This is a genomic window from Natrialba swarupiae, assembly GCF_008245225.1.
GTDB classification, from domain to species: domain Archaea; phylum Halobacteriota; class Halobacteria; order Halobacteriales; family Natrialbaceae; genus Natrarchaeobius; species Natrarchaeobius swarupiae.
This window is the reverse complement of the sequence record NZ_VTAW01000002.1, coordinates 242581-265722: the sequence shown is the minus strand read 5'-3', so window position 1 is coordinate 265722 and position 23142 is coordinate 242581. Positions and strand designations below refer to the sequence as shown.

The 23142-nt window shown below is 63.7% G+C and carries 29 protein-coding genes; 9 read left to right on the top strand and 20 right to left on the bottom strand.

The window, feature by feature from the left end:
- Positions 1–124: 124 nt before the first annotated feature.
- The gene (locus tag FYC77_RS03390; RefSeq protein ID WP_149080104.1) at positions 125–796 is read right to left on the bottom strand and encodes an HD domain-containing protein; all 672 of its coding nucleotides are present in this window, start codon (positions 794–796) and stop codon (positions 125–127) included.
- Positions 797–1006: 210 nt separating this feature from the next.
- Between FYC77_RS03390 and FYC77_RS03385 the strand changes: the two genes are divergently transcribed.
- The 3 genes from FYC77_RS03385 (at position 1007) to FYC77_RS03375 (ending at position 3547) form a co-directional block, all read left to right on the top strand.
- Positions 1007–1417 carry a cobalamin B12-binding domain-containing protein gene (locus FYC77_RS03385; protein WP_149080103.1) on the top strand — a complete coding sequence of 137 codons (411 nt, stop codon included), beginning with the start codon at positions 1007–1009 and terminating at the stop codon, positions 1415–1417.
- Positions 1414–2508 (top strand): methylmalonyl Co-A mutase-associated GTPase MeaB, encoded by a 1095-nt coding sequence (gene meaB, locus FYC77_RS03380; protein ID WP_149080102.1) that lies wholly within the window; start codon positions 1414–1416, stop codon positions 2506–2508. Before FYC77_RS03385 ends, meaB begins: the two co-directional genes overlap by 4 nt.
- Positions 2509–2602: 94 nt before the next feature.
- Positions 2603–3547, top strand: a complete 945-nt coding sequence (locus FYC77_RS03375) for an alpha/beta fold hydrolase (RefSeq protein ID WP_149080101.1) — start codon at positions 2603–2605, stop codon at positions 3545–3547.
- A gap of 13 nt (positions 3548–3560) precedes the next feature.
- Here FYC77_RS03375 and FYC77_RS03370 read toward each other — a convergent pair whose 3' ends face one another.
- Entirely contained in the window at positions 3561–3953 is a 393-nt protein-coding gene (locus FYC77_RS03370; RefSeq protein ID WP_149080100.1) for a Zn-ribbon domain-containing OB-fold protein, read from the bottom strand.
- 55 nt (positions 3954–4008) lie between these two features.
- Positions 4009–5175: a thiolase domain-containing protein gene (locus FYC77_RS03365; RefSeq protein WP_149080099.1), complete on the bottom strand. Its 1167-nt coding sequence runs from the start codon at positions 5173–5175 to the stop codon at positions 4009–4011.
- A gap of 236 nt (positions 5176–5411) precedes the next feature.
- Here FYC77_RS03365 and FYC77_RS03360 point away from each other — a divergent pair, with 236 nt between their 5' ends.
- Positions 5412–6479, top strand: a complete 1068-nt coding sequence (locus FYC77_RS03360) for a M42 family metallopeptidase (RefSeq protein ID WP_149080098.1) — start codon at positions 5412–5414, stop codon at positions 6477–6479.
- Between the two features lie 48 nt (positions 6480–6527).
- Here FYC77_RS03360 and FYC77_RS03355 read toward each other — a convergent pair whose 3' ends face one another.
- From FYC77_RS03355 to FYC77_RS03325, 7 genes are all read right to left on the bottom strand, one after another.
- The gene (locus tag FYC77_RS03355) at positions 6528–7142 is read right to left on the bottom strand and encodes a HemK2/MTQ2 family protein methyltransferase (RefSeq protein WP_149080097.1); all 615 of its coding nucleotides are present in this window, start codon (positions 7140–7142) and stop codon (positions 6528–6530) included.
- Complete coding sequence (locus FYC77_RS03350) at positions 7135–8340, bottom strand: mechanosensitive ion channel family protein (RefSeq protein ID WP_149080096.1); 1206 nt, start codon at positions 8338–8340, stop codon at positions 7135–7137. The genes FYC77_RS03355 and FYC77_RS03350 overlap by 8 nt, the downstream gene beginning before the upstream one ends.
- Positions 8341–8429: 89 nt before the next feature.
- Positions 8430–9278, bottom strand: a complete 849-nt coding sequence (locus tag FYC77_RS03345; protein WP_149080095.1) for a 16S ribosomal RNA methyltransferase A — start codon at positions 9276–9278, stop codon at positions 8430–8432.
- A 154-nt stretch (positions 9279–9432) separates the two neighbouring features.
- Complete coding sequence (locus tag FYC77_RS03340; RefSeq protein WP_202911764.1) at positions 9433–9909, bottom strand: universal stress protein; 477 nt, start codon at positions 9907–9909, stop codon at positions 9433–9435.
- 193 nt (positions 9910–10102) lie between these two features.
- Complete coding sequence (locus FYC77_RS03335; protein ID WP_149080093.1) at positions 10103–10687, bottom strand: DUF655 domain-containing protein; 585 nt, start codon at positions 10685–10687, stop codon at positions 10103–10105.
- A gap of 73 nt (positions 10688–10760) precedes the next feature.
- Positions 10761–11117 (bottom strand): RNA polymerase Rpb4 family protein, encoded by a 357-nt coding sequence (locus tag FYC77_RS03330; protein ID WP_149080092.1) that lies wholly within the window; start codon positions 11115–11117, stop codon positions 10761–10763.
- A gap of 6 nt (positions 11118–11123) precedes the next feature.
- Entirely contained in the window at positions 11124–11432 is a 309-nt protein-coding gene (locus tag FYC77_RS03325; RefSeq protein WP_149080091.1) for a 50S ribosomal protein L21e, read from the bottom strand.
- 304 nt (positions 11433–11736) lie between these two features.
- Between FYC77_RS03325 and FYC77_RS03320 the strand changes: the two genes are divergently transcribed.
- Positions 11737–12942 carry a cystathionine gamma-synthase gene (locus FYC77_RS03320; protein WP_149080090.1) on the top strand — a complete coding sequence of 402 codons (1206 nt, stop codon included), beginning with the start codon at positions 11737–11739 and terminating at the stop codon, positions 12940–12942.
- Positions 12943–12963: 21 nt separating this feature from the next.
- On the opposite strand, the gene FYC77_RS03315 is transcribed toward FYC77_RS03320, so the two are convergent.
- Together FYC77_RS03315 and FYC77_RS20095 are read right to left on the bottom strand one after the other, a co-directional pair.
- Complete coding sequence (locus tag FYC77_RS03315) at positions 12964–13152, bottom strand: hypothetical protein (protein ID WP_149080089.1); 189 nt, start codon at positions 13150–13152, stop codon at positions 12964–12966.
- Positions 13149–13292, bottom strand: a complete 144-nt coding sequence (locus tag FYC77_RS20095; protein WP_162354467.1) for a hypothetical protein — start codon at positions 13290–13292, stop codon at positions 13149–13151. Before FYC77_RS20095 ends, FYC77_RS03315 begins: the two co-directional genes overlap by 4 nt.
- A gap of 120 nt (positions 13293–13412) precedes the next feature.
- Between FYC77_RS20095 and FYC77_RS03310 the strand changes: the two genes are divergently transcribed.
- Both FYC77_RS03310 and FYC77_RS03305 read left to right on the top strand, forming a co-directional pair.
- The gene (locus tag FYC77_RS03310) at positions 13413–14102 is read left to right on the top strand and encodes an MBL fold metallo-hydrolase (protein WP_149080088.1); all 690 of its coding nucleotides are present in this window, start codon (positions 13413–13415) and stop codon (positions 14100–14102) included.
- Between the two features lie 250 nt (positions 14103–14352).
- Complete coding sequence (locus tag FYC77_RS03305; protein ID WP_149080087.1) at positions 14353–14790, top strand: hypothetical protein; 438 nt, start codon at positions 14353–14355, stop codon at positions 14788–14790.
- Between the two features lie 188 nt (positions 14791–14978).
- Here FYC77_RS03305 and FYC77_RS03300 read toward each other — a convergent pair whose 3' ends face one another.
- The 3 genes from FYC77_RS03300 to FYC77_RS03290 all read right to left on the bottom strand — a co-directional run bounded on the left by FYC77_RS03300 (position 14979) and on the right by FYC77_RS03290 (position 16927).
- Positions 14979–16259 (bottom strand): MFS transporter, encoded by a 1281-nt coding sequence (locus FYC77_RS03300; protein ID WP_149080086.1) that lies wholly within the window; start codon positions 16257–16259, stop codon positions 14979–14981.
- Between the two features lie 211 nt (positions 16260–16470).
- Entirely contained in the window at positions 16471–16737 is a 267-nt protein-coding gene (locus FYC77_RS03295; RefSeq protein WP_149080085.1) for an elongation factor 1-beta, read from the bottom strand.
- A 10-nt stretch (positions 16738–16747) separates the two neighbouring features.
- Positions 16748–16927, bottom strand: a complete 180-nt coding sequence (locus tag FYC77_RS03290; RefSeq protein WP_149080084.1) for an HVO_2753 family zinc finger protein — start codon at positions 16925–16927, stop codon at positions 16748–16750.
- 386 nt (positions 16928–17313) lie between these two features.
- Between FYC77_RS03290 and nreA the strand changes: the two genes are divergently transcribed.
- Positions 17314–18621, top strand: a complete 1308-nt coding sequence (gene nreA / locus FYC77_RS03285; protein ID WP_149080083.1) for a DNA repair protein NreA — start codon at positions 17314–17316, stop codon at positions 18619–18621.
- A 99-nt stretch (positions 18622–18720) separates the two neighbouring features.
- Positions 18721–18927: a hypothetical protein gene (locus tag FYC77_RS03280; protein ID WP_149080082.1), complete on the top strand. Its 207-nt coding sequence runs from the start codon at positions 18721–18723 to the stop codon at positions 18925–18927.
- A 124-nt stretch (positions 18928–19051) separates the two neighbouring features.
- Here FYC77_RS03280 and FYC77_RS03275 read toward each other — a convergent pair whose 3' ends face one another.
- The 5 genes from FYC77_RS03275 to FYC77_RS03255 form a co-directional block, all read right to left on the bottom strand.
- A complete protein-coding gene (locus FYC77_RS03275) occupies positions 19052–20146 on the bottom strand; it encodes an AI-2E family transporter (RefSeq protein WP_149080081.1) in 1095 nt (364 codons plus the stop codon).
- A gap of 125 nt (positions 20147–20271) precedes the next feature.
- Positions 20272–20736, bottom strand: a complete 465-nt coding sequence (locus FYC77_RS03270; protein ID WP_149080080.1) for a DUF302 domain-containing protein — start codon at positions 20734–20736, stop codon at positions 20272–20274.
- Positions 20737–20891: 155 nt separating this feature from the next.
- Complete coding sequence (locus FYC77_RS03265; RefSeq protein ID WP_149080079.1) at positions 20892–21590, bottom strand: CPBP family glutamic-type intramembrane protease; 699 nt, start codon at positions 21588–21590, stop codon at positions 20892–20894.
- Between the two features lie 6 nt (positions 21591–21596).
- Entirely contained in the window at positions 21597–21881 is a 285-nt protein-coding gene (locus FYC77_RS03260; protein WP_149080078.1) for a DUF5789 family protein, read from the bottom strand.
- Between the two features lie 78 nt (positions 21882–21959).
- Positions 21960–23138 (bottom strand): pyridoxal phosphate-dependent aminotransferase, encoded by a 1179-nt coding sequence (locus FYC77_RS03255; protein ID WP_149080077.1) that lies wholly within the window; start codon positions 23136–23138, stop codon positions 21960–21962.
- Positions 23139–23142: the final 4 nt, after the last annotated feature.

Sequence of the window (23142 nt, the reverse complement as noted above, 5' to 3'; positions counted from 1 at the left end):
CCGTCAGGTCACGGTACCGACTGGCCAGCCCGGAGCGAACCGCTCAGCCGAAAAAACACCGCCGGATGCGCTCGAACCCGGAAAAAGTGAGGCTACCGTGAGCCCCGACTGAGCGGCCGAAGCGTTACCCCATAGCGGCGATCTCGTCCTCGAGCCACTCGCGGAACCACTTGACGCGTTTGAGCCGCTGGTGGGCGATGCTCTCGGCGGTGTCGCTTCGAACGCGTGAGGCCGCGTCGTAGCCACGTTCGAGGACGCGTTCGATCATCTCGTCTGCGTCCATATGGGTCCGTGCCTCGTAGCCCATCCGCAACAACATCAACGCGGTACCGTTGGCGCCGATCTTGTCGAGCAGATCGGCCTCGATGAGACACTGCGTCTCGAGTGCGAGATCGTTCAGGTTGCCCTGGTAGGAGTGGTGTTCGATCGCCTGACACACCTGGTCGATGAACGACTCGGGGTACTCCGAACGCGACTCGAGGTACTCGCGGGCGACGCGAGCACCAGCCTCGGCGTGGAGCTCCTGGTCGGCCTCGAGTTTGGCGACGTCGTGAAAGAGCGCGGCGACGCGAGTGACGTCGGCGTCGGCACCTTCCTTCCGGGCGATCTCTTCGGCGAGATCGACCACGTTGAGGATGTGGTTGTGCCGATACTCCGCGGAGTGCCACGGGTACCACCGCATGCGGCCGCCTTCTTCTTCTTTCCCGACGCTCGCCGCAAGGTACTCGAAGACGAACGCTTTCATCTCTTCGAACTCGGTATCGGGTACCCTGTTTTCTTTTATTTCGACGCCCACGAGAGATCCCTCCGCAATAGACGAACGATAGTCATTGACTAATTGTTCGGTAGTTTCGCTCTTTAGCCTTTGGTTCGGTATACCGACGGAGTCGATGACTGTCAACATATCTAACATTACCCGCCGGTTCATCGGTTTCGACGGTGAAAACATGTTTTCACGGACCTGGAGTTCCGTTAGAGTCAAAGAGACGGCCGTAAAACTGTGTGTATGAGCAACGATCAGGGAGCGATCAGGTGTCTCGTCGCGAAGGTGGGACTCGACGGCCACGATCGGGGGGCTCACGTGGTCGCCCGCGCCTTCCGCGACGCTGGGTTCGAAGTCATCTACTCCGGGCTGCACAAGGCGCCCGACGAAATCGTTCAGGCCGCAGTTCAAGAGGACGTCGACGTCCTCGGTATCTCCATTCTCTCGGGTGCACACGACACGCTCGTCCCGAAAGTCATGAACGGCCTCGAAGAGTACGACGCCAAATCCGACACGCTGGTCCTGGTTGGCGGTGTCATCCCCGAGGAGGATCGAGACGACCTCTACGACGAGGGCGTCGCGGCCATCTTCGGCCCGGGAACGTCGATCGAGGAAACCGTCGAGTTCGTCCGCACGAACGCACCCGAACGATGAATTCGGACGACGACGCGTTGCTCGAGGATCTCCTCGCAGGAAAATATCGGGCGCTGGCTCGCGTCATCTCGAAGATCGAGGACCGATCGACCGGCTATCGGGAGCTGGTCTCCGAACTCTACGCACACACCGGGGGTGCCGACGTGATCGGGATCACCGGAAGTCCCGGCGCAGGGAAGTCGACGCTCGTCGACAAACTCGCCGAGACCTACCGTGAGCGGGGTGAGACGGTCGGTATCGTCGCTATCGATCCCTCCTCGCCGTTTACCGGCGGAGCCGTCCTCGGCGACCGGATTCGGATGGCCTCGACGGTCGGCGACATGGACGTCTTCGTCCGCTCGATGAGCGCCCGCGGGACCCTCGGCGGACTCTCGACCGCGACCGCCGACGCCGTCAAAGCGATGGACGCGTTCGGCAAAGACAAGATCATCATCGAAACCGTCGGCGCGGGCCAAAACGAGATCGACGTCGTCCGTACTGCGGATACGGTTGCCGTCCTCGTTCCACCCGGATCGGGCGACGAGATTCAGACGCTCAAAGCCGGCATCCTCGAGATCGCAGACGTGTTCGTCGTCAACAAAGCCGACCGTGACGGTGCCGACCGGACCGTCCAGGAACTGCGCGAGATGATCAGCCTCGACGACGGCGGCCAGGGTCACGGCTCCGATCCATCGGGCCACCACGGTCCCGGTACCGGCGTCGGCCACGGAACCGACACCGACTCGAGCACTGCCGTGGACGACGGAACAGTCGAGGAGTGGACGCCCCCGATCGTCGAAACTATCGCCACGACGGGCGACGGGATCGACGCGCTCGTCGACGAACTCTCTGCCCATCGGACCTACCTCGTGGAGTCGGGTGAACGCGCTACGAAGGCCCGAAACCGCTACGCGGAAGAGATTCGAACCCTCCTCAGAGAGGACGTACACGCGATACTCGAGGACGAACTCGAGCGCGCCGGCGGGACCGACGAACTCGCCGACGCCGTCCGTCGCGGCGAGACCGACCCGTACACCATCGCGGACGAACTGCTCGATCCCGTCGAACGCTGTCTCGAGGAACTCGACGTCGAGGGTTCAGGCGAGCCGTGAGCGTCGGCTATGCCGGGCGCGAGAGGAGGTCGTCAACGCCGTTTTCGATCGGTCGACCGTACATCTAAGAGCGTCGCCAACGAACAGCCGTCGTATGAAAGTTCGAACGCTTCTCGGCGCAGCCGCTGGTGCCGTCGGCGCTGCCGTGGTCGGAAACCGCCTTCTCGCGAAACGCGCAGGCGACCTCGAGAACCCGCTTTCCGGCGTCGAACGGACGTTCCGATGGCGCGGGATCGAGGTGCGCTACACCGTCGCCGGCGACCCCGACGATCAGGACGTGCTCTTGCTCCACGGAATCCACGCCGGTGCGAGCAGCAACGAGTTCGAACCGGTCTTCGAACGGCTCGCCGAACACTACCACGTCGTCGCGGTCGATCTCCCGGGATTCGCCCGGTCGGAGCGTCCGCCACTCGTCTACTCGCCGACGCTGTATGCGGAGTTCGTCCGGGATTTTGCGGCGGACGTCACCGACGACCCCGTCGTCGTCGCCTCGTCGCTGACCGGCTCGTTCGCAGCCGATGCCGCGGGCGAAACCGACGTGACCGCACTCGTGTTGATCTGCCCGACCGACGAGACCGCGCCGGAACGGCCGTGGCTTCGCACCCTCGTTCGGACGCCGATCGTCGGCACGACGGTCTACAACCTGCTCGCGAGCAAACCTTCGATACGGTACTTCTACGACCGGGACGGCTACTACGATTCCGCAGCAATCGACGACGCCAAAGTCGCCTACGCCTGGAAGGGCGCTCATCAACCGGGTTCCCGGTACGCGTCTGCCTCCTTCGCCGCCGGAACGCTCGACCCCGACGTCGACCTCGCTACCACACTGGCCGAACTCGAGGTCCCGACGACGCTCGTCTGGGGTCGGGACGCCGAACTCGTTCCGCTGCGTGAGGGTCGGGACCTCGCGGAGGCCGCCGACCTAGAGCTGGTCGTCATCGATTACGCGACGCAACTTCCACACGCCGAACACCCCGAGACGTTCGTCGAGTATCTGAGCGCGGGGCTGACGAGCGCCGAGACCGACGTCGGAGAGTAACTGCCGTCTCTCGTTACACCGGCTCGAGGCCGAGAACGCGCTCGTCGGTCGTCTCGGAGATCGTAACTTTGGGTTCGACCTCGAGTCCGTTCTCGACGGCGTCGGGGTCGAGACCGACGATCTGTCCGGTGATTCTGACCGAGCCGAAGTTCGCGATCGCCGTCGCGTACGGTGCGTCCTCCTCGAACGCAGGTGTCGGAACGTGTGTGACGGTGAACGTCTCGATCTCTCCGGTTTCGGGGAGATCGACACGTTCGAGATCCGTCGAACCGCAGTCGACGCAGACCCGTCGCGGTGGCAACGACCCGTGCCCGTTCGGACACTCGAGGTAGAACGCGTTGCCGTCCTCGACGGCGTCGAGCCACTCGTCGTAGCCGGCGTCCTGTACGCCACGCTCGTCGCTCATGCAACCACCTCCAGCGTCCGCGCTGGCGTCATCGCTTTCGCCTCGCTACGCTCGCTCATGCGACCACCTCCAGTACGTGAACGGTCGCACTGGCGACCGTGCCACCCGCATTGTGGGCGAGGCCGGTCGTCGCGTCCTCGACGTGCTCGCTGTTCGGGTGTTCTCCCGCGAGCAACGACGCCACCTCCGCGATCTGTGAGGCGCCGGTCGCGCCCACCGGGTGACCTTTCGCTTTCAGGCCACCCGAGAGGTTGATCGGCGTCTCGCCGTCCGCGGTCGTCCGGCCGTCTCGAGCGGCCGAGATGCCTTCGCCCACTCCCTCGATGTCGAGAGCTTCGATCGCGAGCACCTCGGCGATCGTAAAGCAGTCGTGGACCTCCGCGACGTCGATATCGCCTGCGCCGACGCCGGCGTCGGCGTACGCTTCCTCGCCCGCTTTGCGGGCTGCCGGCGAACGAGCCAGGTGTTCGCGGTCGTGAAGTGCCAGCCGGTCGCCCCCTTGCCCCGTTCCGGTGATCGCGACCGGAGCGTCGAGGTCGTTTTCCTCCGCGTACGCCTCGCTCGTCAACACGAGTGCAGCGGCACCGTCCGAGATCGGACAGGAGTCGTACAGACCGAGCGGCGTCGACACCCACGGCGCCTCGAGGGCGTCTTCGACGGTGATCGCGCTTCGGTACTGGGCCTTCTCGTTCGGCAGGGCGTTCTCGTGGTTTTTGACCGCGACGTGTGCAAGATCCTCCCGATCGCCGCCGAACTTCGAGAAGTACGCCTTGGCCATCAGCGCGTATGCACCCGGGAACGTCATCCCAGCCCGGACCTCCCAGAGGTCGTCGGCGGCGATCGCAAGCGCCTCCGTCGCGCCCGCTGTCCCGAGGTTCGTCATCCGCTCGGCACCCCCGACGAGGACGACGTCCGCTTCTCCGCTCCGAATCCGATAGACGGCGTCCCTGACCGCGACGCCGCTCGAGGCACACGCCGACTCGTATCTGGTTGCCGGCGCACGGACACCCGCGGCTTCGGCCATCAGGGGTCCCTGGTGGCCCTGGTGTTCTGCGAGTTCACCCATAAAATTCCCGTAGAAGACGGCCTCGACGTCGTCTCTGGGGACGCCGCTGTCTTCGAATGCCGCGATGCTCGCTTCGGCGAAGAGGTCCCGCCCGGTCCGTTCGGGAACGTTTCCGAACGGGGTAATCCCCGTTCCTACAACGCGTACGTTACTCATACACAGAGGTAACGTCCCGATCGGTTAATACTCCGTGGTTAATATCTCCAGGTTTCGGTTCACCAGTACGTCATCCACGGATCACGATAGGATGATGCGGACAGCACTGTTCGAAGACCGATCGCTCCCCTGGGGCGTCATCGTTGGGGACGTCCGCGAGTTCGGAACCGACACCTCACTGACTTCTCCGACAGTACGACCCACGCGTTTATCATCGAACGGCCGTCACGTCCAGTATGGATCCAGCGGAATTCGATATCGACGTTCTCGCGGAACTGACAGAAACGAGTGGCGTCCCCGGCTACGAGGATCGTATCCGTGACCTCGTCGTCGACCAGCTAGAGGAGAGCGTCGACCGCGTTCGAACCGACGCGATGGGCAACGTCGTCGGAACGCTCGAGGGGAGCTCCGAGCACGCCGTCGCCGTCGCCGCCCACATGGACGAGATCGGCTTCATGGTTCGACACGTCCGCGGAAAAGACGACGGCTTCGGCTTTCTCGAACTCGACGCGCTCGGCGGGTGGGACGCCCGCGTGCTGAAAGCCCAGCGGGTGACGGTACACACCGAAGACGGCGACCTCCCCGGAATTATCGGCTCGCCGCCCCCACACACGTTAGACGAAGACGAGCGGGAGAAGACGCCCGACGTGGAAGACGTTTTCGTCGACGTCGGCCTCCCGACCGCGGAACTCGAGGAGCGAGTGTCGCCGGGCGACCTCGTGACGATGGACCAGCGGACCGAGCGCGTCGGCGAGATGGTCACTGGCAAGGCACTCGACGATCGGGTCTGTCTGTTCGCGATGCTCGAAGCCGCCGACCGACTCGAGGCGCCCGACGCGACGATCCACTTCTGTGCGACCGTCCAAGAGGAGGTCGGTCTCCGCGGCGCGCGGGCGCTCGGCGTCGACGTCGATCCCGACCTCGCGATCGCACTCGACGTCACCGTTGCCAACGACGTCCCCGGCTTCGACGCAGGGAAACACGTCACGGAACTCGGCGAGGGTTCCGCGATCAAGCTCAAAGACTCGAGTGTCATCACGAACCCGAAGGTCCACCGGCGGATGAAAGCCGTCGCCGAGGAAGAGGAGATCGACTACCAACTCGAGATCCTGCCCGCCGGCGGCACCGACACGGCGGGGTTCCAGCACACGGCGGGTGCGAAGCCGGTCGGCGCGATCTCCGTTCCGACCCGATATCTCCACACCGTTACGGAGGCCGCTCACGTCGACGACGTCGCCGCGACGATCGACCTCCTCGAGGCGTTCCTCGAGACCGAAGACGGCGAACACGACTACACCCTGTAGGTCGTCGCCGGGGACATCTGGATCGTATCGGGATCGCCAGGATCGCTCTCAGCGGAACAGCTCGAGTACGGTAAGCGTCTCGAACGGGAACGACTCGTCGGCGACGGCGGCCGCGCTAAAGCCCTCTTCGCCTGCGCGTTCGACGACCGCATCGACGCCGGTGAGACTGCTCACGAGCAGGTAGACCGCCCCCTCTGGCGCGAGCACGCGTCCGATGTCGGCGAGGAAGGGATCGATCACTGCACGGCCGTCCTCGCCCCCCGAGAGCGCACGTTCCATCCAGTCGTCCCACTCGTTGTCCGGCTCCGTCGGGAGATACGGCGGATTGAACGCCACGGCGTCGAACGCTCCGTCGGCGAACGGTGAAACGAGATCCGCCCGAACGGGTTCGACCCCGTCACGAGCGGCCTGGCGAACGGCGTGTGGGTTGATGTCAGCCGCGATCACCCGAGCCTCCGTCTCGTCGGCGACGCGCGCGGCGACGTAGCCCGAGCCGGTCCCGACCTCGAGGACGAGCGGCCGCTCGCCGGTGTCGTCGTGGTCGTCGTCCCTGTTTCGTTCCCCCACGAGGCGCGAACAGGCCGCCTTCGCGAGCAGTTCCGAATCCTCCGCCGGCTGGTAGACGTCCGTCTCGAGGCCGCGTCTCGAGGCGAGGTCAGTCATCGTTCCTCCGTTCGGTCATCCGGTACTCGGTTCCATCGGTCGTCCGATCGTCGGCTATCTCTCCGTCGTTCGGTCTCGGTCCATCGGTTTCGTTGACGTCCGTCGGTTCGGTGTGTTCGTCGATCCGAACGTCGGTTCCGGGCCGACTCGAGAGTTCGCGTTGAGGGAACGGGATGCCGATCCCCTCGCTTGCGAACTCGCGTTTGATACCGTTGATCGCGGCGGTTCGGGCGCGCCACCGGCGCTTCGAACTCGGCCGATCGATCCAGAAGCGAACGCCCAGAACGACCGCCGAGTCGCCGAACTCCTTCGTGACGACCTGGGCCCCCGGCGCCGAGAGAGAGTACTCGAGGTCGGCGATGACCGACTTGGCGACCTCGGTCGCTCGTTCGACGTCGTCCTCGTAGTCGACGCCGACGTCGATCTCGATCCGCAGTCGGCCGCGTTTCGATCGGTTCGTCACCATACTCGAGGAGATGACGTCGTTAGGGACCATGACGTACTCGCCGTCGAACGACCGGATGCGGGTGTTGACGATCGAGATGTCGGTGACGATTCCCTCCCTGTCCTCGACTTCGATCCAGTCGCCGATCTCGAACGGTCGATCGAACATCAGAACGAAACCCGCGAGGACGGTCCCCAGAGTCTGTCTGGCGGCCATCCCGACGACGATCCCCAGAAACCCTGCCCCGACGAGCAGGCCACCCAGATCATCGATCCAGACGCCGAGAACGACGACGAGCGAGACCGACCAGATGATCACCTGCGCGATCCGGTGACTGATCTCGCGCTGGTGGGCAGTTACTGCCGAGGCCGATCCGAGCAGTTCGTCGATCACCCGCTTGACGAACCGTCTGAAGATGAGCGTCCCGACGATCAGGATGAACGAGACGATCGCTCGAGCCAGAATCTCGCCACCGAGGTCGAGTTCTGCGTATCCCTCACGGATCGTATCCGCCTGATCCCAGACGCCGACGACGACGATCAGGGTGAGCATGAACGTCGTCGTAAGCACCGCGGTCGAGATAACGTCGCCGTACAGCGGTTTAGTTCGATCGCCGATCGCCGCCTGCAGCCGACTGTACGAGAGCAAAACGATCAACAGGGTACCAACTGCTGCGACGGTAGCGGCGAGTTTCAGCTCCGTCGGCTCGACGGTTTCTGCCAACCACTCGAGCATCGCCAGTACCTCTGACATAGTGAACGTTGCCTCTCGGCCTGTCGTCCGCCCAGCTTTGAGTATCCGTCGGTCGGTGATGCCACTCGATCACTGCCGGAAGCAGACTGCTAGCCGTCGGTTTCGGGCTCACCAACCTCGAGTGCGAGACCCGCAAGCTCCGCGAACGCCGTCGGCGACATCGCGTCGGCGCGCTTTCGAAGCACGTCCTCGTCTGCCGCCTCGACGACCGCCTCCGGTTCCTCGAGTCCGGAGATGTGGGCCGTATTCCGGATCGCGTTGCGGATCGTCTTCCGGCGCTGGGTAAACAGCGCCTTGACGAACCGGAGGAAGAACTCCTCGTCGGCGACCTCGTAGGCCGGCTCACGAGGCACTGCCCGAACGACGGCGCTCTGGACGGCCGGCGGCGGCGAAAACGCTTCCTTCGGGATCGACTCGACGATTTCGACGTCCGCGTAGTGCTGGGTCGACACCGACAGCCGGCCGTAGGCCGAGGTGCCCGGTTCGGCGACCATTCGCTCGGCGAACTCCTGTTGGTACATCAATACCAGTGGTCGCTTCTCTGGAAGGAGCCGAAAGGTAATCTCACTCGAGACGCCGTAGGGCAGATTCGAGACGGACGCGGTGAACTCGGGCAACTCGACCGAGAGCGCGTCGCCCTCGATCACCGTCAGCCGACCTTCGTCGACCTCCTCGGCGAACTCCTCGCGTAGAAACGCCGCGAGATCGCGGTCGCGTTCGACGACCGTCACCTGGCCGTCGTCTCCCGCTTTCGCGAGCAGTCGGTCGGTCAGCCCACCGGTGCCGCCGCCGACCTCGAGAAGGTGGCCGATCTCCGCATCGTCGGGTAGATAGGTCGGGAGCCGATCCAGGACGCGATCGTCGACGAGAAAGTGCTGGTCTCGATCCGGATCGCCACGGACGCCCGCCCTCGCGAGCAGTCGATCGGGGTCTCTCATTACCCGCGGTTGAGCGCCAACGCGGGTAAACGCACCGTCTCCGTCCGATCGCGAGTGGGTGACGAAAATCAGTACCGAAGCCCGTTCGTACGGACTGTCGCGGCCGATCACAGACCGGCGAGCGATCGACCGGCGATCAGTATCACAGACCGTATCAGGCAGTTCCCTGCCGAACGTACGTCACCGGACAGGGCGCGTTGAGCATCACCTGCTGGGCGGTGCTACCGAACACCGCCTTCCCGGTCGGCGACCGTCGCCGACCGCCGACGATGACGTTGTCCGCGTCGACTTCGTCCGCGAGGGAGACGATCTCGTCGGCCTGATCGCCAACGATACCACGGATCTCGACGTCGACGCCCGCCGCCTCGAGTTCCTCGGCGATCTCGCCGACCGGTTCGGTCTCCTGTGCCAGCGACTCCGGCGGGACACCTCCTTGCTCGAGATCGAGCCCCATCCGATCGATGGCGTCGTGGTAGCTCTGGACTTCGTCTTCGTACTCGTCGGCTGAGATAACGTGTGCGAGAACGACTGTTGCACCGGTCGGCTTGGCGATGTCGATCGCCTGTTGTGTCAGTTCTTCGAACCGGTCGCCGTCGCCGGATCCGACCGCGAGCAGAATGGTTTCGATCATCACTCTCCGTTCAGTTCCAACGGGCTTAAATGTAATGTGAGAGGAAATTCCCGCCTCTCGTATCGACCGAGTGTTACTCAGCTTACACTGTCTGCGTCCTGTCCGGCAGTATCGTACGGTTTCCTATCCGTCAGTGTCGGCGCACCCACGACCCGTGGTCGGATGTGCCGGTCCATCGGGACAGCAATCCGTATCAGTCGTTGCTCTGGCCGACGAACGTCTGGTATTTGAGGTCGTCGTCGCGAAGCTCTTCGAGAATGCGTTCGACGAGGATCTCGTCGGGGTCGTGGAGCCCCGAGACGCGCTCGGAAAGCTCGTCGAAGCTCTCGAACGGTTTGCGTTTTCGTTCGTCGAGGATACCGTTTCGGAGTTTCTTCCCGATCCCCGGTAACAGATTCAGCTGGTGGAGCCGCAGGGTGATCGGCTGTGCCTCGTTGTAGAAGTCGACGAACCGCTCCTCGTTCTCGTCGACGACGTCCTGGACGACGTACTCGAGCTCCGATTGGGCCCCCGAAGAGAGGTCGTCGTACTCCACACGGTGGCTCTCGGTGACGACGCCGCGTTCGTCGGCCGGTTCGACGATCACTTCGTTTCCGATCGTCAACCGCTCGTCCTCGTCGAATGCAACCTGGTAGAGTTCGAAGCTCTCGACGTCGAGTGCGTACCCTGCCGGTGATTTCTCGTACTGGGGTCGTCCGTCGTCCGACAGACCGTGTGCGAGGTAATCCAACACGACTGCGCGCCGAACGTCCGTCCCGTCGCTGTCGGCTTCGCTCATTGTCAGTTGATACGGCGAGGCCATACTTAAATAGTCGGCTCGCTCTCATCTCCACGCGAGACTCGCGGTCCGTTCAGGCGTAGCGGGCGACGACGTTGAGAATTTCCTCGAGTTCGTCGCCGGACAGCGAGTACCGCTGTTGGGCGTAGACGGACCGCAGTTCGTCCCGATTGCGCGGCAGGAGGTTCGCGATCTTGTACGCCGTCGGTTCGTCGACCTTCTCTAGGTCCTGCAGGTCGTCGACGAGCTGTTGGGCCTCTGCCGGCTCGAGGACGGCAAAGCGGTTCGCGTGCTCGATCGCGCGCGCGAGTTCGTACGGCAGCTCCCGGTCCTCGTCCAGTGCGCGTTCGGCTTCGATGTCGGCGAGTAGCTCCTTCGTCTCCGAAACCGTGAGGAACTCCTCGTCGACGATCTCCTTGAAGATCGTCATCCGTTCTCAGACGCGGTCTTCGGAGCGGTCCTGGGCGCGCAGGTGGGCCGCAGTGACGATCAGCGTTTTCTCCTTGCCGCCGTCGTTGATGCTGACTTTGAACGCGTTCCCCTGTTTGCCGACCACTTCGCCGGTTCGGCCGTCGAAACGGGGGTGGAACCGACCCTTGTGTACGCTCGGGTCGATCTTGAGGTGGACGTTCTCACCTTCTTCGTACTCCTGAATCGCACGCTGTGGCGGGGACGAACCCCGATCTCGAGGATCATTCGAGAGTTTCTTCCGGGTTCCCTGCCGAGGTCCACTAGAGTTGGGCATAGTCGTACGACCCTCTTACTTGGTGATGGTTATAAAACGCACGTTCCGCGTTCGCCAGTCTCTGCTCGGGACGGTCGCTCTTTCATCCGTCGTCATTTATGTGCGACGAACGGCTATCGCCCGACTCGAACTGCCAAACCACGGCTATCCGAGAAAATCCAGTCGATTGTGTGACGTACGTCGGCTTCAAACTGTGGTTTTTCGCCACGAGCGCTGTTCGAATCGTCTTCGGCTACGATGCACCGTCGAGTCGATACTCGAACCCAGGGCAAACGTAACGTGTATCGGCGCTCTCGGTGCGTGTATGGACGAGTTGGACGGCGGCCGCGACCGAGAGGAGGACCACGACCAGCACGGCGACTACCGGATCGAAACCCGATCGATCCATGCCGGCCAAGAGCCAGACCCCGAGACCGGTGCGTTGATGACGCCCATCCACGCCAACTCGACGTACGAACAGGACGCGCCGGGCGACCACCGCGGCTACGAGTACTCCCGGACCGGAAATCCGACGCGGACGGACCTCGAGGAGAACCTCGCGAGCCTCGAGAACGCAGACTACGGCCGCGCGTTCTCGAGCGGGATGGCCTCGATAAACACGGTACTCAACCTGCTTTCCGCGGGCGATCACGTCGTCACCGGCAACGACGTCTACGGCGGCACCCACCGCATCTTCACCCAGGTCTACGAGGAGTACGACCTCGAGTTTTCGTTCGTGGATATGACGGATCTCGAGGCGATCGAAGCGGCGTTTCGCGAGGAGACCAAGTTGCTGTGGCTCGAGACGCCGACGAACCCGCTCATGTCGATCGTGGACATCGAGGGTGCAGCCGAAATCGCCCACGCGAACGACGCGCTGTGTGCGATCGACAACACCTTCGCGACGCCGTATCTCCAGCGGCCGCTCGAACTCGGTGCCGACATCGTCTCGCACTCGTTGACGAAGTACCTCGGCGGTCACTCCGACGTCGTCGGCGGGGCGCTCCTGACGAACGACGCCGACCTCGACGACCGGTTTGGCTTCTATCAGAACGCTGTCGGCGCGACGCCGGGCCCCTTCGAGTGCTTTCTCGTCCTCCGTGGGACGAAGACGCTCCCGGTGCGGATGGACCGCCACTGCGAGAACGCCCGCGCGCTCGCCGAGTGGCTCGCCGAGCATCCCGACGTCGACCGGGTGTACTACCCCGGCCTCGAGTCGCACCCGGGCCACGAGATCGCCCGCGAGCAGATGGACGACTTCGGTGGCATGCTGAGTTTCGAACTGGATGCAAGCTTAGAGGAGGCGAGCAAGGTCGTCTCGAGCACCGAGGTCTTCACGCTTGCCGAGAGCCTGGGGGGCGTCGAGAGCCTGATCGAACAGCCGGCGCCGATGACCCACGCCGCCATTCCGCGGGAAGAACGCCTCGAGGCCGGCCTCTCCGACGGGCTGATCCGCGTCTCCGTCGGTATCGAACACGCAGACGACCTGACCGCCGACCTCGAGTCGGCGATCGACGCCGTGCTCTCGTAACTGGTCAGTCGGGAAGACCGATCAGCTTCCGCGGCGGGCAACGTGAGATCGGAGTATCGTCTCGAACCCGTCGAGGTACGACTCGACGTCGATACTCGAGAACTCGCCGTCGAACCGTTCGGCCTCCCGGTACTCCGAGCGCCAGCGCTCGAGAAGCGAGGCTTCGACCCCTGATTCGTCGATCGCACGAACGACGGATTCGACGTTCATCTCCGTGGGATTTCGTTCGATACGCTCGAGGTCGTCGGTCGAGACGACGTTTCGACGTCCGCGGGAAACGTCTGTTCTCGGACGTCGGCAACGGGATCGGTGTCTTCCTCGAGTGCCGAGAACGAGTTTGTTCCGTGCATGGCTTTTCTGAACGATCTGGGACGGTAATCGTATTTGAATCTGCGTCTCGGTCGACAGTATCGGCGATGTGGTCTGGATAGTCAGTGGCTACTATACGCACTCGGTGTGAACGGTGACGTATGCCAGACCGAGAGGATCCGGGTGTCCACGTCCTTCCGCTCTCCGTCGAACACGGCGGGCGTGAGTTGACGGTGTCGCCCACGGCAGTCGAGACCGAACGCGGACTGGTGCTGATCGACGTCGGGCCACGAGGTGCAGTCGGCTCTCTTACAGTCCACCTCGAGAGCCTCGGATACGAACTCGCGGACGTCTGGTTGGTCGTCCTCACGCACCACGACCCCGATCACGCGGGCGCGCTCGCGGATCTCCTCGAGCGGACCGACGCGGCCGTCGCGACTCACCGGGCGGAAGCCCCGTTCGTGACCGGCGAGCGCGATCCGTTGAAAGGAAGCGCGGACGGTGACCGGTACCCACCGGCATCCGTCGACCTCGAACTCGTCGGCGGCGTTCGAATTCCGACGCTCGCCGGGCCGATGGAGATCCTCGAGACCCCCGGTCACACGCCCGGACACGTCTCGTGTTACTTCTCGAAGGGGGCGCTCCTGGTCGCTGGGGACGCGCTCGTCGCCGACGGTGACGAACCGCTCTCGGGCCCAAAACCCGAGTACACGCCCGAGATGGACCGCGCGCTCGAGTCGGTCGCCGAACTCGCAACGCTCGACGTCGAGCACACGGTGTGCTACCACGGCGGCTACATCGATCGTGGCTCGGATCGGATCCGGGAGATCTCCGAGCACGCGAGCGAATAGACGGGTCGTACACCTCTCGAAACCGCCGAACGCGGATTTACCGATCCCGAGCGGTACGTGGGACTCGATAACACCTGTCGTGGTCGACACACCGCCGGGACGGAAGCCACGTCCCAACTGGATGACAATCCGACTCGGTTCTGCTCCGATCCGTTCGGATCGGTCGCATCCGGTCGCGACCGTTCGCCCAGGTCGTCCGGTTGGCACCCGAAGCGGAATTCTCATCGGCCTCGAGTGACAACGTTCACTAATGCGAATCGAACTCCGCGTCTGCCAGCACTGTCTCGAGGGCGACCACGGCAGCGGTCACCACAAAACCGCGCTGTTACAGGACATGGTCAACTGTGCCGAGCGGATCAAGGAGTACAAGGACGTCATCGACCTCGATGCGGTCCACATTCGGCGGGTTCGAGACGACGAGCCCGGCAAACCCGAGGCGCTACCGGTCGTCGCGGCGACGATCCAGAACGACCAGATCGTCCTCAACGATACGCAACTCGTCGCCGAGGGACAGGACGGCAACATGCTCCTGTACGCGCATCCGAACGACATTCTGACCGTCCTCGCAGGCAACGTCGACGAGATCAGCAAAGCTGTTCCCGGAGACGTCACCGTCGATTTGTCGGAACCGGGCGCGAAGATCGTCTCAGAGGCGAACCTCGGTGCCAATCGGAACCCGGACGGATAACGTCGCTCGCCCTATTCGTGAAACGTTCGCACGGATGAGATCCGCCGCGAGGGTGAATCGCCCACGAAGACACTCCAGAGACGACTCGAGTCGATCGCGAACGCCCGACTCACCTCCGCATCTCCTGTTATGTCCCGTCGACGATCGACGCCGATGCTCGAGACACGGTACGTCGACGGGGAGGACGGTTATGCTCCGGCGTCGATTCGGCGATGCAACACGAGCGAACAGCAGAACGCGACGGCGACGGACCCCGCGAGCAGGCCGAACGCGAGTCGGTAGCCGAACTCGGTGTAGGCGACGGTTCCCCCGACGGTGTCGCCCGTCCGGTAGGCGTCGAGTATGATGCCGATCAGGGTCGGAAGGACGGTCGCGCCGACGAAGCCCGCGCCGTTGACCGTGGCTGTCGCGACGCCGCTTGCACCCGCCGGATACCGTTCTTTGACGATCGACAGCGAGAGCATGACGGCTCCGATCAGGAATCCAGAGACGAAGTACGCGACGCCGACGGCAGGGAGCGGCGGTCGACCGGTTGCGGGGACGATCGAGAGGACGAGGGCGAACAGACCGAGCCCAGTTACGAGCGGGAGCGTCCGCCGTCCGAGCCGATCCGAGATCCAGCCGACCGCCGGCGCGCCCACGAGCATCCCGATCGAACCGAGCAGCGTGAAGTACGAGGCAGTCGTCACCTCGAGGTCGTAGACGACGACGAGATAGGGAACGCCCCACAGCCCGATCAGCGTCAGGATCGTCCCGTTGCCGGCGAAGAAGATCATCGACAACAGCCACTGGTCGGGATCACGGGCCAGCCGACGCAGGTACTGACCGGTCTCCGCGAGGGTGATCGACGGCTGTTCCGGAACGCCTTCGATCGGCTCGAGGCCGGCGTCGGCCGGGGAGTTCCGCGCCAGGACGTACACCCCGGCGGAGCCGAGGAAGCCGACGACCGCCAGTCCGAGGACGGTCGGTCGCCAACCGAACGAGTCGACGGTGATCGCGAGCGGCGTGGTTGCGAGGATGGCACCGAGGCCCGCGACACCGGCGGTCAACCCCGTCATCGTCGCGAACTCGCCCGCCCGATACCAGTTCGCACAGAACCGGAGGATGGAGATGAAGATGACGCCGCTTCCGAGACCGATCAGCGCCCGAGAGGCAAGTGCGAGCACGTAGCCGTCGCTGACGGCGAAGCCGATCGCGCCGACGCTCAACACGACGCCGCCGATCGACCCAACGTGGCGCGGCCCGACCCGATCCGCGAGCACACCGGTCGGGATCTGAATCGCCGCGTAGATCAGGAAAAACGACGCGTGAAGCGTTCCCAACTGGGCCGCTGTCGTGGCGAAATCCGCCGTCAGCCGCTCGGAGAGGACGGCCGTCGAGAGTCGGTGAAGATTGACGAGCAAGAAGACGACCGCGAGCGCTCCCCATGCGAGCCACCGACGCTTTCGCGGGTCCGACAGCGCGTTCACGCTCGAGTCGTTTCCCGTTCGCGACAGTAAGAATTGTGATCGGATCGGGGAGTCCAGGTTCGGTGTGCCCGAACGGTCCGCTCGGAGAGATTGATCAGCTCACTCCCGGTTCGGCCGCGATGACACGTAAGGAGCGCAAACTCACCCGTTCACAACCACGTAGTACAGACTGGAAGCGGTGTCCCTCGAGCGGTGAAAAACGGCTGTCCGATCAGATACGGCCGACGTTCTCGACGCCGACGCTCTCGACGCCTTCGACGCCCGTGAAGTTCTCTTCGACGGTTTCGGTTCCGCCGGAGCCGTCGGGGACGATCACGGTGGGGTAGAGCGCGACGAGGCCGAACGCGACCTCCTCCCGTTCGACGCCGTTGATCTTCGCTCCCTCGGGAAGCGAACTCTCGAGACGTTCCTGGAGCGCGTCGAGGTCGATCTCGGGGCTGTTCGGCATGACCTTGATTTTGGCAGCTACTTTTCCCATAGTAATCGTCTCACGGACCCATGAATCCGCAGTCGGGGCACTCGTAGAGGTTACTCTGCTTGCGGCACTTGGCACAGCGGTAGATCTGGGCCCCACAGTCGGGACACTTGAACGCGGCGGCGTTCGTTCCGGCGATATTGATCCCACAGGAGACGCAGGATCGCGTCCCTTGGTCGTCGGTCGTACTCATACTCCTCCCTTTCCGCCCGTCGTTTTTAACCGTTGTCTTTTGCGAGCTCTCGACGCCGGCACCGCCGGCGAGCCGATATATCTCGAGACGGCCGTTGACTCTGGGTTCAGGGTATTTTCTGAGCCAGAAAACACCCTTATAGGTATTTTATCTCCCGTTCGAAATGTGTGGGTGCGGCCCACCACGTCGGTGAAGCGCCGATCGCCGATCGGGCCGTGCCTCTGACACTTCTGTCGTGGATCGAGTGATACGACAACGATCCGTATCAGTCATCGCAGACTGATGAGGAGCTAGGAGTACCGACCGTGTTTGTACTATCGGTGAGCCGAGTGGCGTTCGAAGCCGGAACTCAACATTCAAGCGGTCCGCCACCCTACACCGACCGAATGCGCCTCGACGACTACATCGAGGAACTCGAGCCCGACGAGGAGGCCGAGCGCCGTCGTCTCGCAAAGGAGAAATCCTACGCGATTACGGACCATTTGGCGGACTTCGAGCGCCGGTTCGACGACGCGCTCTCGGGCGATGCCCTCGTCGGCTCGACGTCGCCGTCGATCTTCGTCGGGCGATCGAACTATCCCGACATTCCCGTCGGATTGCTCTCGCCGGTCGGCGACGAGGAGGCCGCCGAGGAGTACGTCACGGATGGAAACTGGTATCGTCAGGGGTACGCCATCGACGACGTCCTCCAGCGCAGAACCGGACTGTTGAACTCGAGCAAGCGTGCGAACGTCGACTCACCGGGGATCGCGAGTCGACTCACGCCCTCCGTTCACGACACCTGGGACGGCTTCGTCGGCGTCCAGCGGGAGGTCGCCATCGCGGACCGGCCGGTCGACCTCGAGATCGGTCTGGACGACAAACCCGACCTCGGACTCGAGGCAGGAACGGACGTGGCGACCCCGCGTGGCCCCCGCGCCAATGCTCGCAACGCCGAACTGCGGGAGAATCCGTACGTTCCGAAGCCGGTCAAGAAGACCTTAGAAGACGACGACTGGCAGGCCCAGGGGGCGATGACCTACCTCTACCGGCGGGGATTCGACGTCTACGAGATCAACTCGATCCTCTCTGCGGGCGCGCTGGGCGAGGCGAAACAGCGGCGACTCGTTCCGACGCGGTGGTCGATCACGGCGGTCGACGACACCGTCGGGCAGTTCCTCCGGGGGCGCATCCGAAACGCGCCGAGCGTCGACGAGGTACAGGTGTGGGCAAACGAGTATATGGGGAATCGGTACTGGGTGATCCTCGCCCCCGGACGCTGGGAGTTCGAACTCGTCGAGATGAAAGCGCCGGGTAGCATCTGGAATCCGGATCCCCACGACGACGTCTGGATGGCCAGCGCCAGCGAGGGCTACGAGGGCCGGACGAGCTACGTCGAGGAGACTGCCGGCGCGTACTACGCCGCCCGCCTCGGCGTCTTCGAGTACCTCGAGTCGATCGGTCGCCAGGCGAAGTGTCTCGTCTTACGTGAGGTGAGCGACGACTACTGGGCCCCGGTCGGCGTCTGGCAGGTCCGCGAGAGCGTCCGAAACGCCTTCGAGGGGGAGTACGGCGAAGCCGAAACCTTCCACGACGCCGTCTCGGAGGTCGCGACCCGACTCCCGGTTTCGCACGCGCGCTTGCGCCGGAAGTCGGAGCTGGCCGCCGGCTTGCAGTCGAGTCTGGACGCGTTTGCTCGCTCGAAGGAGCCGTGATCGGGTCATCACATCGTCCGAATTCGGGCGATGGCTGTGGCGGTATCCGTCGGCGCACTCGAGGAAAACGCCTTTAATCGATCGGCGCCGAGTCACCTTATGGCGCTCCCACCCGATCTCATCACGCTTCTGGCAGCGCTGTTCATGCTCTTTGGCGTTCCGCTGATCCTGTTCTCGATCGTCTTGCTGTACACCGGCTACGTGCGCTACGACGCCGAACAGTATCTCGAGGAACTCGAGGCTGAAGCGGAGGAAGGGGTCGACGAGCACGGGGACGAGGGCGTTGCTGAGTCGAACGACCAGTAGATCGGACGGATCGACGTTCGTCAGTTCTCGTGGAACCGAAACGCTATCTGTGGCCTCCGTCACAATCGTCCGCGAGTTGCGGTCGGGCCGGCCGTCGACCGGTACCGACTAACAGTAAACCGTATCAATCGGTTGCGCTCGGCGAGCTGTCCTCGGCGAGTGGTTCTCCCGTCTTGACCGCTCGGTCGGATTCGGCACCAGCCGCTGTGAAGTCGTACCGGCTAAAGACGTTCAGGCCCGCTTTGAACACCGCGAGCAGGACGGGGCCGAGAAACAGCCCCATGATTCCAAGCAGATAGATCCCGCCGATGACGCCGACGATGACGACGGCCGGATGGAGCCCCGAGTCTCGGTCGACGAAGATCGCTCGCAGATAGTTGTCGACGAGCGAGAGGACGGTGACGCCATAGAGGAACAACGCGAGGGCTGGAACCGGGCCACTGGTTATCGCGAGATAGCCCACCGCGGGTGCCCAGACGAGCCAGACGCCGACGGCTGGGAGAAACGCGACGACGGTCATGATGATCGTCCAGAACGCGACGTTCGGAACGCCGAGCAGGTACAGTCCGAGTCCGCCGAGAACCCCTTCGACGATCGCGACGAGGACGTGACTCTTGATCACCGCCCAGGTGACGACGTTGATCTCCGCGAACAGCTCCTCGCGGACCTCCTCCTCGAGCGGGACGACCTCTCGGAGCCAGACGACGAACGTCTCGCCGTCGGCCAGCAGATAGTACAGGAGAAAGACGAAGACGATCAGTCCGAGCCCCATCTCGATGCTCGTGTTGACGAGACTGAGTAACTCGAGCAACGCGAGTTCGGCGGCGTTCGACAGCGACGAGTCGATCTCCGTGAGGACGGCCATTTCGAGTGCCTGAATCTGTTCGACTTCGAGGCCGAACTCGTCTCGAGCGATTTCGCGACCCCGTGTGACGAGGCTCGCCCCGTCGATGTCGCCGAGAAAGGAGGCGACCGTCTGGAGAACGATCAGCGAGACGAACAACAGTGGAACGACCGCTCCGACGACCGCGAGGATCGTCAGTGCAAGCGCAGCGATCTTCGAGCCCAGACGTGGCTCGAGACGTTCGTACGCGGGGAAGAGTACGAACGCTAGCAGTGCCGCGGCCAGTACGTACTGTAACAGCGGTGCGATCATCAGCGTCGCGATCGCACCGAGGACGACGAGCAGGAGGGCGAAGAAGGCGGTTCGGACGTCCATGCTCCGTTATCCCAGAGCGGATACGTAAACGTTGACAATTCCGCGAACCCGCCGATGGTGGAAACTCGAGGCGATAGATGGGAATCGGTTTGGGTGGTCTCGAGGATTCGAGAATAGACAGAACCTTACTCGCGCGTCTCGCGTTCGACCGAGTCGAACCGATCGAAGGCCTCCTCCGTGAGGTCGCCGGTGGTGTCGATAATCTCTTCCCAGGCTTCGTTGTCGGGTGCAGTTCCGAGCAGGCGGGCGATGCGCATGATCGAGACGTGGTAGACGCGCTGTCGACCCGGCTCCTCCTGGTAAACGATCATGTTGCAGGGAAAGAGGCCGCCGATTCGCATCGTCTCGTCGAGCGCTCGGTCCGCGATTTCGGGGTTGCAAGCCCCGAGCACGTAGTAGGGGTCGTGGTCGGCGTCGACTTTCTCGTTTAGGAGTTCGGAGGGTGAGAACTCGACCGGGATACCGAAGCCAACGTCCTCACAGACCTCGCGGACGTGCTCGATCGCCTCCTCGTGGTCCATCTCGAGGACGGCCTGTTTCTCGCCGAAGGCGTCGGGATCGATCGTCTCGGGGTCGATCGGGAGACTCATACACGAGGGTTCGTCGTCCGACGCCTTATAGGATTGCTGTACCGTGTTACCGCTGAAACCACAGACCGGTCGCGGGCTCGACGGAACCGATTGACAGTAACCCGTATATACTGCCGGTCGGCGGTTCGGATCGATCGGTCCGAACGCGACGGTGATCACAGCGGGATCGGGAGCCACTCGAGGTACCGTAACGCGGCCGTGGGATCGAACAGCGGGTCGTGCAGGACGAGCCAGTCGAGCAAGACGAGTCCCGCACCGTGGGCGATCACCGACGGGAGGATGGAGTTCGATTTGTAGTCGACCGCGCCGAAGAGGACGTCAGTCGGCCCCGACAGCAGGAACTCGATCGGGGGCTTCGAGGAGTGGTGGATCATGTAGACGATAGGACTGATGAACACCGCCTTGAATCCGAGTTCCTTGACGCCAACACAGAGCAGTCCCCGGTAGTAGGTCTCGGTCGCCAACGCGAGCACGAACAGCTGGATCGCGTGTGGGACGAACTCGCCCGGTGCGGCGGAGGCCTCCCAGATCGGGTAAAACGCACGGATCGTCGGAAGCGTCGAACCCACGAGATAAAAGGGGAGAACGAACATCGAGAGCAAGACGGCGTTTCGGACCGCGATGCGGTTGACGTTCCAGCCGATGTGTCGACCGTGAGTGAGTCCGAGCGCGAGCGGCCCGCCGATCATCAAGATCGATTCGAACACGACTCGACGATCGAGTTCGCCGGGGACCCAGTGCATCCAGACGATCGTCAGAACCGCGCCGGTCAGAAGCGACTTCTGTACCCAGGAAAGTCGATCGAACTGGTCACGAACGCCCTCGAGAACGCCCCCCTCGCTCTCGGTCGCCACGGCTGATTACTCGTCCGCGGTCGGAATCGGTCCGGTGCCGACGACCTCGCGGACGTGGGTTTCGAACTCCTGGTGGCGTTCGAAGTACGTCTCCTCGACCTCCTCGAGGATCGACGCCAGCTCTCTCGGTCCGTCGGGCGTTCGGATCACGCTGTCCCCCTCGAGGCGATCGATCTCGCTTTTCTCCTTTGGCCAGGTGAGCCGCGAGGTGACCCGTGCGAGGGGCGCGCCCTCGACCGGCGTATGTTCTCCGAGTGAGACGGCGGGTTCCTCGTCCTCGTCGTCGCTCATGATCGCCGGTTCGCGAGCGCGGCGATTCAAGGTTTCGCTTCCGCCGAGTCGGTCCGGGCGCCCGAAGGCCGTCTCCCGCTACCACCACCGGTTCTCGAGCAACCGATCGATCGCCTCGTCGATGGTCGACTCGTTTCGCGAGAACGTAAACCGGACCCAGTCGGCCTCGGCGTCGGGATCGGTGTAGAAGCTGCTGCCGGGAACCGGCGCGACGCCGGCCTCTCGAATGAGCCGATAACAGAACTCGAGGTCGGTCTCGTCGGTCGGGTAGCGAGTCATCACGTAGTAGGCGCCGTCGGGTTCGACGGGCTCGAGACCGGCCTCACGGAGACCCGAACAGAGCTGATCGCGACGCCGTTCGTACGACTTCGAAAGCTCCGCGTAGTACGAGTCGGGGAGCGACAGCGCCTCGACGCCAGCGCGCTGGAACGGCGTCGGCGCGCAGATGCTCGTGTAATCGTGGACCTTCCGGAGTTCCCGGGAGAGGTACTCGGGAGCCAGACAGAACCCGATCCGCCAGCCGGTGACGCTGAACGTCTTCGACATGCCCGTACAGACGACGGTTCGCTCTGCGAGGTCGCCGACCTCGACCGGGCTGACGTAGTCGTCCGTGTAGACGATGTGCTCGTAGATTTCGTCGGTGAGGACGATCAGGTCGTGCTCGAAGACGATCTCCTCGATCCGCTCGAGTTCCTCGCGGGTAAAGACCTTCCCGGTCGGGTTCATCGGCGTGTTGAGTACGAGGATTCGCGCCCGCTCCGCGGCTTCGGCGAGTGCCTCGTAATCGGGCTCTACGCCGTCGGTCATGTCCAGCGGGATCGGGTTCGCGCCGGCGAACTGACTCGCGGGGATGTAGCTCTCGTAGACGGGTTCGAAGTAGATCACCTCGTCACCGGGGCCCGCGAGTGCGAGCATCGTCGACATGATCGCCTCGCTGGTCCCGCTGGTGATGGTCACCTCCGTCTCGGGATCGTATTCGATCCCCTTCCACTCGGCGTAGCGCTCGGAGACCGCCTCCCGGAGTTCGGGCAGCCCCCAGGTGATGGTGTACTGACTGTCGGTGTCGATCGCCTCCTTCGCGGCGCGTTTGATCTCGGGCGGCGTCTCGTCCTCGTCGGGGATGCCCTGTGAGAGGTTGATCGCGCCCCGGTCGATCGCCTCGCGGGTCATCTCGCGGATGACCGATTCGGCGACGCCGGTGGTCCGGCCGGTGCCGACGACGCCGTCGGGAAGTCCGCCGTTGTGTGGTGTGTCCATGATC